The 14839-nt window shown below is 35.8% G+C and carries 12 protein-coding genes and 1 other RNA gene; all 13 read right to left on the minus strand.

What is annotated here, in order from left to right; all coding sequences use genetic code 11:
• Positions 1 to 15: 15 nt before the first annotated feature.
• The 13 genes from EPK97_RS17520 to EPK97_RS17580 all read right to left on the minus strand — a co-directional run bounded on the left by EPK97_RS17520 (position 16) and on the right by EPK97_RS17580 (position 14754).
• Complete coding sequence (locus tag EPK97_RS17520; RefSeq protein ID WP_162037930.1) at positions 16 to 1227, minus strand: DHHW family protein; 1212 nt, start codon at positions 1225 to 1227, stop codon at positions 16 to 18.
• A gap of 12 nt (positions 1228 to 1239) precedes the next feature.
• Positions 1240 to 2544 carry an MBOAT family O-acyltransferase gene (locus EPK97_RS17525; RefSeq protein ID WP_240903868.1) on the minus strand — a complete coding sequence of 435 codons (1305 nt, stop codon included), beginning with the start codon at positions 2542 to 2544 and terminating at the stop codon, positions 1240 to 1242.
• Between the two features lie 221 nt (positions 2545 to 2765).
• Positions 2766 to 3132, minus strand: a transfer-messenger RNA (tmRNA) gene (gene ssrA, locus EPK97_RS17530).
• 151 nt (positions 3133 to 3283) lie between these two features.
• Entirely contained in the window at positions 3284 to 3763 is a 480-nt protein-coding gene (gene smpB, locus EPK97_RS17535; RefSeq protein WP_162037932.1) for an SsrA-binding protein SmpB, read from the minus strand.
• 192 nt (positions 3764 to 3955) lie between these two features.
• Positions 3956 to 6196, minus strand: a complete 2241-nt coding sequence (rnr, locus tag EPK97_RS17540; protein WP_162037933.1) for a ribonuclease R — start codon at positions 6194 to 6196, stop codon at positions 3956 to 3958.
• Between the two features lie 148 nt (positions 6197 to 6344).
• Positions 6345 to 6584: a preprotein translocase subunit SecG gene (secG, locus tag EPK97_RS17545; protein WP_162037934.1), complete on the minus strand. Its 240-nt coding sequence runs from the start codon at positions 6582 to 6584 to the stop codon at positions 6345 to 6347.
• A 57-nt stretch (positions 6585 to 6641) separates the two neighbouring features.
• Complete coding sequence (locus EPK97_RS17550) at positions 6642 to 7403, minus strand: sugar phosphate isomerase/epimerase family protein (protein ID WP_162037935.1); 762 nt, start codon at positions 7401 to 7403, stop codon at positions 6642 to 6644.
• A gap of 296 nt (positions 7404 to 7699) precedes the next feature.
• Positions 7700 to 8983 (minus strand): phosphopyruvate hydratase, encoded by a 1284-nt coding sequence (gene eno / locus EPK97_RS17555; RefSeq protein ID WP_162037936.1) that lies wholly within the window; start codon positions 8981 to 8983, stop codon positions 7700 to 7702.
• 15 nt (positions 8984 to 8998) lie between these two features.
• Positions 8999 to 10537, minus strand: a complete 1539-nt coding sequence (gene gpmI / locus EPK97_RS17560; protein WP_162037937.1) for a 2,3-bisphosphoglycerate-independent phosphoglycerate mutase — start codon at positions 10535 to 10537, stop codon at positions 8999 to 9001.
• A gap of 1 nt (position 10538) precedes the next feature.
• Positions 10539 to 11291, minus strand: a complete 753-nt coding sequence (gene tpiA / locus EPK97_RS17565) for a triose-phosphate isomerase (protein WP_162037938.1) — start codon at positions 11289 to 11291, stop codon at positions 10539 to 10541.
• Between the two features lie 36 nt (positions 11292 to 11327).
• The gene (locus EPK97_RS17570) at positions 11328 to 12509 is read right to left on the minus strand and encodes a phosphoglycerate kinase (protein WP_162037939.1); all 1182 of its coding nucleotides are present in this window, start codon (positions 12507 to 12509) and stop codon (positions 11328 to 11330) included.
• A 132-nt stretch (positions 12510 to 12641) separates the two neighbouring features.
• Positions 12642 to 13646, minus strand: a complete 1005-nt coding sequence (gene gap, locus EPK97_RS17575) for a type I glyceraldehyde-3-phosphate dehydrogenase (protein WP_162037940.1) — start codon at positions 13644 to 13646, stop codon at positions 12642 to 12644.
• Between the two features lie 85 nt (positions 13647 to 13731).
• Positions 13732 to 14754, minus strand: a complete 1023-nt coding sequence (locus tag EPK97_RS17580) for a sugar-binding transcriptional regulator (RefSeq protein ID WP_162037941.1) — start codon at positions 14752 to 14754, stop codon at positions 13732 to 13734.
• Between the last annotated feature and the right edge of the window lie 85 nt (positions 14755 to 14839).

Consider the following 14839-nt stretch of genomic DNA (forward strand, 5'->3'; position numbering starts at 1 on the left):
ATAACTTATGACGATTTAATTTAAGTTTAACTTTTCTTCTAAAATACGAGTATAACCTGTATGAGAAGTAACAGAAGAACTATTTAAAAACATGATTTCATCAATTTCATGTTCCGTTATATATTCATAAACATCCCCTGAATAATGACGCATATCAATAAAGTGTATCTGCTCATAGTGAGGAATTAAAAAGGGAATAAATGAATTCGCATAAGAATCCTTAATCATTAAAATTCGTTTTCCTTCTTGCTCCGTTTCAATATAAGCCGAAGGAAAATCTCCACCAAGAAACTTTCCATAACCTTCTTTATTATCTTGGATCACTTCTCCACGTGTTAATTTTCCATTTTTTAAAGCTTTAAATGTGTAGTCCATAAAAGGCTCATAGATAAAAATCGTGTCAGGATCTGCTGCTAAGTTTTTATTTAAAGTGGCATTATAAGTTGTACCTAAAAATTGCCCTGCTTTTTTCTCCGAATATTGTCCTAACGGAATTGCACTCTCTCCAATTTGCTCCATAAAGGAAGTATATGCATAATATGCACCTAGCGCTGTCCAGTGGTGATCCGTTCGAAAATAGGTGTATTCATTTTTATTTTCCTCCAATATTTTATAGGCAGGAATACTATGAATAGATTCATCAAGTAGATCATTTACAAATTGAATCGATTCTGACTGTGGAGGAGCCATATCGGAATACTTTTCATCAAGAAAATATTCTATAGCAGTAGGCACAGTCAAAGAATATATCTCGACTTCATTTCCGATTTTATCTCTAAATGTATTTAAAGCTTTTGAGTATTGTTCTGCAGCCTCTAGTGTATAGTAATACAACGACATTGCTTTATTACCAACCACTACATAATTGCCTTTTGACTCTACTATCGTTACTTCGTCTTCACCTGAAAAACCTTTCATTTCTAATAGAGCACTACCATATGATATAAAGGACTCACGAAAAGGAAAGCTATCAGAATAATATAACTCAAAATCCTGAATATATTTCCCTGAAATTAAGTTATTCCAATTTAAGACAGGCATTTCAGCTAAAGTTCTGTTTTCTTTGGCTGAGATTAAAGAATCATTGGTATTAAGAAAATTTAATAGAAAAAATATAGTCAAAGTTCCGATAAATAAAAGAACGTTTAAATTCATTCTTTTTTTCTTACTAATATCCAAGGTCGCTTCTTCATTTATACTAACCTTCAAATTCACTCTTTCACTCATAAGTACTCCTTCCTAGAAACGAAAATATAAAAATGGATTGTACGTGCTCCCAACTAACAATGTTGTAGAAATGATGAGTATAAAAAAGTTGAATATAGGCACGGCGATGTCATTAGAAACTCGGGTTTGCAGCTTTTCAGGAAGAACCCTTATCAATTTGTTAAAAATCCATTTTGGTATTGGTGTGGTTGCGATGATAGCTACGATAAAAAAGATCAAATTATTATTAAACTGGACATTCAGGATTACATCTACAAATACATTTGAATTTAATCCAAATAAACTTTTAATAAAAAGTAATCCTTGCTTCATATCAGTATAGTAGAAAAATACCCAACCTATTAACATGGCAACAGTCAAATAAAGATGAGAAAACCATACTGGTAATCTACTAAATAAAGAAAGTAAAAATTTCTTTTCGATGAAAATCAATGTTCCGAAATATAGCCCCCAAATAATAAAATTCCAGCTAGCCCCATGCCATAAGCCCGTTAAAAACCAAACGATAAATAAATTTCTTATAGGGAATTTTTTATTTCCTCCTAATGGAATATAAACATAATCCCGAAAGAAGGCACCAAGAGACATATTCCATCTACGCCAAAATTCTGTTGCCGATTTAGAAACATAAGGATAATTAAAGTTTTCAGGATATGTAAAACCAAACATTTTTCCTAGTCCAATAGCCATATCTGAATAACCCGAAAAGTCAAAATAAATCTGAATCGCAAATAAAGAAATTCCAAACCAAGCACCTAGTATTGAAACTTCGCTTACATTCCCATCCAAAAAGAGAGCAGCCGTTTCGCCAGCTATATTTGCAAAGATAACCTTCTTCCCTAAACCTATTACAAATCTATTAATTCCTTGACTAAAATTTGATAGAGAAAATGAACGATTTTGCATTTCATGTTGAATATCTGTATAACGTACAATTGGACCAGCGATTAATTGCGGGAACAATGAAATGTATAAAAGAACGTTAACCTTTGAAGTTGAGGTCGGAACATCTCCCCTGTAAACATCGACAAGATAAGAGATAACTTGAAACGTGAAAAATGATATCCCAATAGGTAATCCGATCCCTGAATAAGGGACATCTGCATGTAATAAAAGATTAAAATTTTGGATTAAAAAGTCAATGTATTTAAAAAATACTAACACACTTAAATTGATAATGATACCAATGGTTAAAATCCATTTCTTTCTTCTCACATGATCTTTATTTTTATTGATCAAAATACCGAAGTAATAACCAACAATAGCACAGCTTAATAATAAAATGACCCAAACTGGCTCACCCCATGCATAAAACATAAAAGAGGATATAATCAATATCCAATTTCGATATAAAGGGGATTTAAAAGCGTAATATGACAAAAGTAATAACGGTAAAAATAAATAAAGAAATGTTAAACTTGAAAAAACCAATCCGGATTCAATCCCTTCTTATGTCTGAACGAAAAATTACAAGCTATTACATTTTACAACAAAAATGGACATAAGAAAACCCAGACTTCATGCAGTCTGGGTTTCCATGGTGGAGGCGAGGGGAGTCGAACCCCTGTCCGAAAATATCGCCACACAAGCTTCTACGGGTGTAGTTACTTGAGAAAGTTTCGCTTAAACAGCCGCCAAGTAACCCGCTACTGTTTAAACTAGTCTGATTATCTTCTTCCGCTGACCTCAGACGGAGATCAAACGGCGTAGCCCACTAAAGTTGAGCCCTAAGCCTGCCACATGGGCGATGGAAGGTTAGAGCTAGCTCGCTGGTTATTAAGCAGCTAAAGCTAAGTTGTTGTTTTGTTTGCCGTTTAAATAGGCTTTAGCGTTGATGAAGTGGACGCGTCCCCACTACCCGCTACTCATGCTCAAACTATCCCCGTCGAATCCATAAACGCCCCCAGGATAGAAAAAAGCTTCCATGAGAAGCTATTTCTTAAAGGTAACACTTCAATGTTACTCAAAGTGTTTGTTTGTTGCTGTACATATAGTATAACACATCGATTCTCTTTTATCTAAATTAATTGCTGGAAACGAAGGTCTAGATTGGGAACTATCTTGCCACTTTTTGTTTTTCTCGAAGTGCTCTTTGAATATCTCGCTGGGCATCTTTTTTCTTTGCTGTTTCCCTTTTATCAAATTGCTTTTTACCTTTACCTAAACCAAGCAATAACTTTGCAAAACCATTTTTAATATAAATTTTTAATGGAACTAATGCATATCCCTGTTGTTTAGACGCACCATATAACGTATCAATTTGCTTTCTTTTGAGTAATAATTTTCGAGGTCGAGTAGGATCCTCAGGATTATTTCGATTACCTTGTTCAAAAGGACTTACATGCATATTATGAATAAACGCTTCTCCATTACGAATCGTAGCAAAGCTGTCAGATAAGTTTGTTTTTCCCCCACGAATTGACTTGATTTCAGTTCCTGTTAAAACAAGACCTGCTTCAAATGTATCTTCAATAAAATAATCATGGGATGCTTTTTTGTTTTGAGCTAATGGTTTATCTGTGTTTTTTTTGCTCATTTTTTCACTCCTCCCAAGAGTGCTACTATTTAAACTTCTTCCTTCAACTATCCCCGAAATTTGCGGTTAAAATAGCAAGACATATCTTATCCAAAGCCGCTCATGACTGAAGTCACGAGTGGCTCTTTTACTTATTTATAAACTTACAGTGTTAGAAATCAATTTTATCAGTAACCCCTATTGAAATCAACTTTATAACTTAGGTCTTTTTTTCTCTTTCTTTTTTTTCTTAGCTTTAATGTAGTTTTGTTTTTTATCTCCTTTTTTATCGTCCAACAAACTCACTTTACTTTTTCTTGGTTTCATGTCTACAAGTTCAAAATCAATTGTATAATCCTCAATATTCACACGCGAAACTCTTACTTTAACTTCGTCCCCTATGCGGTATATTTTTGCCGTTCTCTCCCCAATGAGCGCAAGCTGCATCTCGTGATAATGATAATAATCATCCGTTAAGTCACTTAAACGAATCAGACCCTCAACAGAGTTATCTAGCTCTACAAACATGCCGAAACTAGTGACACTACTGACCATTCCCTCAAACTCTTCTCCAACTTTATCCAACATATATTCTGCTTTTTTAAGGTCATCCGTTTCACGTTCAGCATCAACAGCTAATCTTTCACGTTCAGACGATTGCACTGCAATATCCTGCATTCGACTTGATAAGTATTCATGCCTTTTATCTGTCAAAGTTCCCTTTGTTAATACCTCACGCATAATACGATGAATGACAAGATCAGGATATCTACGAATCGGTGAAGTAAAATGAGAATAAAAGTCTGCTGCTAATCCAAAATGACCTGAACTTTCAGCATCATATTTTGCTTGTTTCATAGATCTTAACATGTATGTGCTGATGACTGTCTCTTCCTTTGAACCTTTAATCTCTTCAATGATCATTTGTAAAGATCTTGGATGGATGGAGTTGCTTCGACCACGAATAACATAACCAAAATTATTAATAAAAGTCATCAGGTTCATTAGTTTTTCTGCATCAGGATGTTCATGAATTCGATATAAAAAAGGAACCTTTAACCAGTAAAAATGCTCTGCTACTGTTTCATTTGCGGCCAGCATAAATTCCTCGATGATTTGTTCAGCTATCGATCTTTCTCTTTTTACAATATCTACTGGTACACCATTGTCATCTACAATAATTTTAGACTCTTGAAAATCAAAATCAATTGCACCACGATTCATACGTTTTTTTCTTAAGATCATTGCTAGCTCTTTCATCTGTTTAAAAGTGTCTACAAGATGACTATATTTATTAATTAAATCGGAATCCTCATCTTCTAGAATCTTTCTTACATCTGTATAAGTCATTCTTTCTGTTGTATTAATCACACTCGTAAAAATATCGTGACTAATCAACTTCCCACCTGCATCAAATTCCATTTCACAGGACATCGTTAATCGATCGACTTGTGGATTCAAACTACAGATCCCATTCGATAAACGATGTGGCAACATCGGAATGACCCGATCAACTAAATACACACTACAGCCTCGATTAAACGCCTCTTGATCCAAATTAGAATTTTCTTTCACATAATAACCAACATCAGCAATATGTACACCTAAACGGTAGTTACCATTTTCTAATTTTTCAACATTTACAGCATCATCTAAGTCTTTTGCATCTGCACCATCAATTGTAACGATGGTTTTATCCCTTAAATCTCTTCTACCTTGAGCTTGAATTTCTTCTTCTGTTATCGCATCAGGTGCTGCTTCCGCTTCATCCATGACTTCATCTGAAAACATTTCTGGTAAATTATATTTACGTATGATAGATAAAATATCCACACCAGGATCATCTTTATGTCCAAGAATTTCAATGATTTTACCTTCTGCTGATGCTCTACCTTCTGGATATTTTACAATTTCAGCAACTACTTTTTGTCCATCTACTGCTCCTAAAAAGCTCTCTTTTGGAACAAAAACATCTTTATTAATCCTTTTGTCATCAGGAAGAATAAATCCAAACGCCCCATTTTTTTGAAATACTCCTACAACCTGAGTAATAGAACGTTCAATAATTCGAACAACTTCTCCTTCTAATTTTCCACCAGATGGACCTCTGCTGTTCACTCGAACAAAAACAACATCACCGTTCATCGCACTCATAAGATCATTTGCATGAATATAAACATCCGTTTGATCCTTATCATCAGGAAGCAGAAAAGCAAAACCTTTCGCATGTGCTTGTATTTTTCCTCTAATCAAATCCATTCTTTCTGGTACACCATATCGATCTGTTCTTGTTCGTATGATCATACCGTTCGTTTCTAACTCATTTAACAATTTCAAAAAACTTCGAAATTGTTCAGCACCTTCAACCTGAAAATGCTGTTCTAATTCTTTATAACTCATCGGCTTGTATGCGTCTTCGCGCATAAAGCTAAGTAACTGTTCTTCCGTTACCATAAATTCACCTCTATAAATTCACTTTCTGTATCATTTATTAGTATTCTCGGGTAAAAACACAATTAAACATCATGCACAAATATTAAACAAAAAGAAAACAGCAGGATACTCACCTGCTGTTTAATTTAAATTGTTTTCCTATTCATTATTAAAGTGGTGGGAAAATGTATGATACAACTAGAGCTAAAACAATAAAACCAACAGCTAATGCTAATGTTAAACGCTGTAGTAATAAATCTAATCCTCTAGCTTTTTGTTTACCGAATAATTGTTCAGCACCACCGCTGATTGCACCGGATAACCCTGCACTCTTCCCTTTTTGTAAAAGCACGACTGTAATTAATCCCACAGAAAAGATTACCAGTAAAATTGTTAGAAATGTTCCCATAATGTTCCTCCTAAAAGCACAGAAATCAATGCACATATTATATCATACGAACAACCCTTAAGCAATACCGATGGATTTTAAATAATCAATGCTCATTTTAACGCTTTCAAGAGGAGAACGTTCGCAGACATCTTGCTCAACAATATAATACTTAATTCCCATTTGTTCAGCCATTTCAAATATGGAAGGATAATCGATAATACCATGTCCTACTTCTGCAAATGTTTTTCGATTATCATTTGTCATGTCTTTTACATGAATAATTGGGCAACGATTTTTGAGAGAAGATAGATATTGAATTGGATCTAGTCCCGCTTTTTTCACCCAAAATAAATCTAATTCAGCCACTAATAAATCAGCTTCAACTGACTGGTAAATATGGTCTAAAATGTACTTACCATCAACCGATTTTTCAAATTCAAAATCATGATTATGGTAAGCAAATTGAAGTCCATTTTCTTTGCACTTCAATGCAATCTTTTGAAAGTTGATCAGTGTATTTTTTAAATTTTGCTCACCACGCAGATATGTTCCTGCATCTAAATATGGACAAACAATATACTTTGCTTCAATCTCCACACTGTATTGTATTTGTTCTTCTAACTGAGTAAGAAGTAATTCGATGGGCACATGACTGGACGGTGCGCTAAGTCCTAGATCATTTAATACTTTTTTCATTTCTTTGGCTTCTATACCACCATAACCTGCAAATTCAACTGCCTGATATCCCATATCCGCCACTGCTTTTAACGTACCTACAAAATCCTTTTCCGTTTCTTCTCGAAGTGTATATAATTGCAAACCTACTGGAATCGACATAATAAACCCTCCTATGGAAATGAAAAAATATTTATGTTATATATTCAAATTATAACGATGATCAAACAACAATCATATTGCCATAATAGTTATAATTGTATGTTATTTTGGCATGGACACGACAGTTTATATATGGGATAGATGAGTTAAAAGATGATTTTTTCGAGTTTTTTATTTTCATTCTTTCAATGGAATAGGTATTCTTACGGAGTGTTGATACGAGATAAAACAAAACACCCCTCTTATGAGGTTATAACAACCTTTGAAAGAGGGGTGTAGTAAACTTTAAAAGTAAATTATTTTAAGTTATAAAATGCTTCTTTTCCACCATAAATAGCGATGTTTGCCAATTCGTCTTCAATGCGAAGTAATTGGTTGTATTTTGCAACACGATCCGTACGTGATGGAGCACCTGTTTTTATCTGACCCGCATTTGTTGCTACTGCGATGTCAGCAATCGTAGTATCTTCACTTTCACCAGAACGGTGTGAAATAACAGCTGTATAACCAGCACGTTTAGCCATTTCAATAGCATCAAAAGTTTCAGTTAAAGTTCCAATCTGATTCACTTTAACTAGAATAGAGTTTCCTATTCCTTTTTCAATCCCTGTTGAAAGACGTTCTGTATTTGTTACAAATAAGTCATCCCCAACAAGCTGTACTTTATTTCCGATTTTTTCAGTAAGTAACTTCCATCCGTCCCAATCATCTTCAGCTAATCCATCTTCAATGGAGATAATAGGATACTTTTCAACTAAACCAGCTAAGTAATCTACAAATTCTTCTGAAGTAAAGGATTTACCTTCTCCTGATAATTCATATTTACCGTCTCTATAAAATTCAGTAGAAGCGATGTCCATTCCTAACATTACATCTTCACCTGGTTTATACCCTGCAGCTTCTATTGCAGAAATGATCGTTGTAATTGCTTCTTCATTAGATCCAAGGTTTGGAGCAAAACCGCCTTCATCACCTACAGCAGTATTTAAACCTTTATCTTTTAGTACTTTTTTCAGTGCATGGAAAATCTCCGCACCTGTACGTAATGCTTCTTTAAAGCTAGGAGCACCCACTGGAAGCACCATAAATTCTTGAATATCTACATTATTATCCGCGTGTTCCCCACCATTAACGATGTTCATCATTGGAACGGGTAAGGTTTTGGCATTGAAACCACCTAAGTATGCATATAAAGGAAGATCTAATGCTTGAGCACAAGCACGAGCTACTGCCATTGAAACTGCAAGAATAGCATTCGCTCCAAGTTTTGCTTTGTTCGGTGTACCATCAAGTGCGATCATTTTTTGATCAATACCCACTTGATCTAAAGCATCCCATCCAATTAATTCTGGTGCGATAAGTTCATTTACATTATCTACCGCTTTAATAACGCCTTTACCTAAATAACGGCTATTATCTCCATCACGAAGCTCAACTGCTTCATAAGCCCCTGTGGATGCACCTGAAGGTACGATTGCTGTTCCAAGCGCTCCAGATTCTAAATACACTTCTACTTCTACAGTTGGGTTTCCTCTTGAATCTAGTACTTCACGAGCGTAAAGATCAGAAATTATAGTCATTTCAAAAAACACTCCTTATTTTTTAATAATTGATGTACCTGTCATTTCTTCAGGTTGTTTTAATTGTAATAGTTCTAGTAGGGTTGGTGCAATATCTGCCAATATCCCACCTTCTCTTAATGATACACTTTTATCTGTTACGATCAATGGTACTGGGTTGGTTGTGTGTGCTGTATGAGGGCGTCCATTCTCATCAGTAATAACATCCGCATTACCATGATCTGCTGTAATGACTGCAGCTCCACCTTTTGCAAGGATTGCTTCAACGACTTTACCCAAACATTCATCCGTAGCTTCAACAGCCTTAATTGTAGGTTCTAATTTTCCCGAATGCCCAACCATATCTGGATTCGCAAAATTTAATATAATGGCATCAAATTGATCAGATTCCACTTCTTTCACCACTGCATCCGCCAACTCATATGCACTCATCTCAGGTTGTAAATCATAGGTTGCTACCTTTGGTGAGTTAATTAACAAGCGCGTTTCACCAGGAAGTTCAACATCACGACCCCCACTAAAGAAAAACGTAACATGAGGATATTTTTCTGTTTCAGCTGCTCTTAATTGTTTCTTATTATTTTGGGCCAAAACTTCTCCTAACGTATTATCCAAATCCTTCGGTTTATACGCAACATAACCGCCAACGGTTTCACTAAACAATGTTAAACTTACATAATAAATATTTTCCGGAAAATGCTCCCCTCGGTCAAATCCACGGAAATCTTTATTTGTAAATACTTGAGATAATTGAATGGCACGATCTGGTCTAAAATTTAAAAAGACAACGGCATCATTCGTTTCCACGAGTCCACGTGGATTATTGTCACGATCAACAATGACTGTTGGCAATACAAATTCATCGTATACGGATTGTTCGTAAGATTCTGCAATCGCTTTGATCGGATCATGATATTTTGGCCCTTCACCATATACCATGGCACAATATGACTTCTCTACCCTGTCCCAGCGTTTATCACGATCCATTGCATAATAACGCCCTTGAACCGTTGCAATTTTCCCTACACCAATTTCACTTATTTTCTTTAGCAATTCCTCCATGTAGGCTTTCGCACTATCCGGAGCTACATCACGACCATCTAAAAAGGCATGTATATATACATCGTCCAGACCTTCTTTTTTTGCCATCTTCAACATCGCGTATAGATGATTTTGGTGTGAATGAACTCCGCCATCTGAGAGAAGAGCATACAAATGCAATTTTCGATTGTTGTCTTTTGCATGTCGAACAGCTTTTAACAATGTTTCGTTTTCAAAAAATTCGCCTGTTTTTATAGATTTTGTAATACGTGTAAGATCCTGATAGACAGTTCTACCTGCTCCAATATTCAAATGTCCAACTTCTGAATTTCCCATCTGACCTTCAGGAAGCCCAACCGCTTCTCCAGCAGCTGTTAGTGTAGTATTTGGATATGTTACTAAGTAGCGATCATAATTCGGCTTGTTTGCTTGAGCTACCGCGTTACCTACTGTTTCATTTCGAAGTCCAAATCCATCCAAAATAATTAGTGCAACAGGTTTAGGTGCAGACATATTACTTTGCCCCCTCAACTAATTGAGTGAAGGAAGCAGGGTCTAAACTCGCTCCACCTACAAGTGCTCCATCAATACTTAATTGATTCATATATTCACGAACGTTATTTGGTTTTACACTTCCACCATATTGAATACGCACTTGATTGGCAGTTTCAACATCAAATAAAGCTATAAGTTGTTCTCTAATATAGGTAATCACTTCGTTCGCATCTTCCGCTGTTGAGGATTTGCCTGTTCCAATAGCCCAAATCGGTTCATAAGCAACCACTACTTGAGCTGCTTGCTCTTTGGAAAGTCCTTTGAAAGCTTCGTTTACTTGCAGCTTACAAACCTCTTTCGTTTGACCTGCTTCTCTTTCCTCTAATTTTTCACCTACACATACAATTGGAGTAAGATGATATTTAAATGCCGCATGTACTTTTTTATTCACTGTTTCATCTGTTTCTGCAAAATAAGCTCTTCTTTCAGAGTGTCCAATGATAACGTAATTCACACCTAAATCTTGTAACATGGCTCCACTGATTTCACCCGTAAAAGCACCATTCTCTTCCCAATGTAAGTTTTGTGCACCTATTTTTATTTTCGTACCTTTCACAGCTTCTACTAAAGCAGGAAGGTTTGTAAAAGGAGCACAAATGACGCTTTCCACCCCTTCAATCTCTGCATTACCTTTTACTTCGTTGATAAAAGCTTCTGCTTCACTTACTGTTTTAAACATTTTCCAGTTTCCAGCAATAATAGGCTCTCTCATTGTGATCACTTCCTTTTATATAATTTCATCTTATTCTTACTTATCGTTCAAAGCAACAACACCTGGCAATGCTTTTCCTTCCATAAATTCAAGAGAAGCACCTCCACCTGTTGAAATATGATCCATTTTATCAGCAAAATCAAATTTCTCTACAGCCGCTGCAGAATCTCCTCCACCAATGACAGTGTAACCGGATGTTTCCGCACAAGCTTGTGCTACGGCTTTTGTACCGTGAGAAAAAGGTTGGATTTCAAACACACCCATTGGCCCATTCCATACGACTAATTTAGAATTCAAAATAATTTCTTTATATTTTTCTCGTGATTTTGGTCCGATATCTATGCCTTCCCAATCGGCTGGAATTTCATCTATATTCACGATTTGCGTATTTGCATCTGCACTGAAATCATCAGTCACAACAACATCAACTGGAAGGTGGAAATTTACACCTTTATCTTTCGCCTTTTGAATAAATTCTAAAGCTAGATCCAACTTCTCATTATCCACTAATGATTTACCAATCTCATTTCCTTGGGCTTTAATAAACGTATAAGCTAGTCCACCGCCGATGATAATGTCATCCGCAATTTCAATTAACTTATTAATAACGTCAATTTTATCTTTTACTTTTGCCCCACCCACAATCGCTGTGAATGGTCGCTCTGGATTATTTAATGCTTTCCCTAAAACTTCAAGCTCTTTTTCCATTAAAAATCCTGCAACTGCTGGGATGTGTTTGGCAATTCCTTCTGTTGAAGCATGCGCTCTATGAGCTGCTCCAAAAGCATCATTCACATATAAGTCTGCTAAATCAGCAAAAGCTTTGGCCAATTCAGGATCATTTTTTTCTTCACCCGCATAAAAACGAGTATTTTCTAATACAACAATATCCCCGTTATTTAATTGATCAATTTCGGCTTGAACCGCAGGTCCGAAAGCTTCATCTAATTTTTTTACTGGTTTTCCAATAAGCTTAGATAACCGTTCCGCAGCAGGTGTCAATCTCATTTCCTCAACTACATTACCTTTAGGACGTCCTAAATGACTTGCAAGTATCACTTTTGCACCTTGCTCCACCAAGTGTTGAATGGTTGGCAATGTTGCACGAATACGTGTGTCATCTGTGATCCTTCCATCCTTCAAAGGCACATTAAAATCTACGCGTACAAAAACTTTTTTTCCATTTACATCTACATCACGAATACTTTGTTTATTCATAAAAAGTAAGCCTCCTTATGGTTTTATGTAACAAATACTCCTGCGTCTCATAGTTCTACCTAAAAAGAAAATTAGAATGAGGAAAGAGGAGAAAATTTTTCTCCTCCTCCTATCATATCTATTTAAATAATATTATAATCCTTTACTTGCAACATAGCTACAAAGATCAACTACTCGACAAGAATAACCCCATTCGTTATCATACCAAGAAACTACTTTTACCATGTTATCTCCAACTACCATTGTAGAAAGTGCATCAATTGTAGAAGAAGCAGGATCACCATTGTAATCGCTAGATACAAGAGGTTCTTCAGAATAGTTTAAAATTCCTTTTAATGGGCCTTCAGATGCTGCTTTTAAAGCATTGTTTACATCTTCCACAGTTACGTTTCTCTCTAATTCTACAACTAAATCAGTTACTGAAACATTAGGTGTTGGCACACGCATTGCCATACCATTTAATTTCCCTTTTAATTCTGGTAATACAAGAGAAACTGCCTTTGCTGCCCCTGTTGTAGATGGAATAATGTTTTCAGCAGCTGCACGTGCACGACGAGCATCTTTGTGTGGTAAGTCTAATGTGTTTTGATCATTTGTATAGGAGTGAACGGTTGTCATCATTCCTTTTACAATACCAAAGTTATCGCTAAGCACTTTAGCAAATGGTGCTAAACAGTTTGTTGTACAAGATGCGTTGGAAATTACAGTGTGATTCGCTGCATCATATTGTTCTTCGTTAACACCTAATACAACGGTAACATCTTCGTTTTTAGCAGGTGCAGAGATAATTACTTTTTTCGCTCCACCTTTTAAATGTGCTTCCGCTTTAGACTTTTCAGTGAAGATACCTGTAGATTCAACAACGATTTCTACCCCGTAATCTCCCCAAGGAAGGTTTCCTGGATCACGTTCAGCAAAAACTTTAATTTCTTTTCCATTTACAACTAGTGAAGCTTCACCAACTTCAACTGTAGCATCTAATCTTCCATGAGTTGTATCATATTTTAAAAGATGCGCTAACATGTTCACATCTGTTAAATCATTAATTGCAACAATTTCAACCTCTGGATTATTTAATGCTGCACGAAATACGTTACGTCCAATACGTCCAAAACCATTAATTCCAACTTTAACCATAATAAATTTCCTCCCTAAAGTAATAAATATATTATTTTCAAGACGGCATTTAAGCACGTCATGATGACTCATTAATTGATAAATTTCACATGACTTCTACCATTTTTGTCGCGGCACCTTCATCGATGACTAAAACATTCTCATGACCAAATTTCAAAACAGCTGATATTGCTTCTGCCTTACTGCTACCGCCAGCTACACCAATGACAATTTCAGTCCGCCCTATATCTTCAATTCTTAAACCAATTGTAGGAATTTGATGAACGACTTCTCCTCTGTGATTAAAATAGTATCCAAATGCTTCTGCAAGCGCCCCCTCGGACTCTAGGATTTTCCTAGTTGTATCATCCACTTTTCGTCTATCAGCCATAACCATAGCTTCACCTATTCCATGCACAACCATGCGAGACTTTCGAATAACATCAATAATTTCTTTAATATTAGGTTCTTGAATCAAGGATTGATAAGCATCTTCACTTAAGTGGTCTGGTACATGAAGCAGTCGATACCCAGCTCCTGTCCTCTTGGCCATACTTGATGCGATTGTATTCGCTTGAAGCTCAAGCATTTCCCCTAATCCACCTCTAGCAGGAACGAATAAATTTCCTTTTAAATGAGTAGATGCCGATAATTGATTTGCAATTTCTGAAGTAGTTGAACCACCAGCTACTGCAATAATATCTTCTTTAGCAGCATATTTTAGCAACATCGCCGCACCAGCACGACCTAGTTCTTTTTTCGAATAGTCTGAGAAGTCAGAATCTCCTGGTACTATGACCACTTGCTTTAATTCATAACGACTCTGAATTTGTTCTTCAAGGTCTGTTAATCCTAATAACTCCTTCATAATGGGACGAAGTTGTTCTATAAGTTCTTTTCCAGAGTTACTAATTCTCATACCTATCGTTTCAATCTCTAAAAGTCCCTGAGCTTTCAAAAAATTAACTTCTGCTCTTAATATTCTTTCTGTCATATTCAACGATGAAGCTAATGTTCTTCGACCGACTACACCTGAAAGCAATAAATGATGCAAAATAGTATATCGCTTATTTAAAACTTCTGTTAAATCAGGCAATAACTGTTTCTGTATATCTAGTATTTTCCGCAAACGTGTTCACTCCAAATCAATTCATCCTGTATTAACATTCCGTAAAAACTCACCTTCTATTACGAATGGTTATAAAACTGAGAAT

Origin of the sequence: Chengkuizengella sediminis (genome assembly GCF_010078385.1) — a bacterium.
Lineage (GTDB): Bacteria > Bacillota > Bacilli > Paenibacillales > KCTC-33759 > Chengkuizengella > Chengkuizengella sediminis.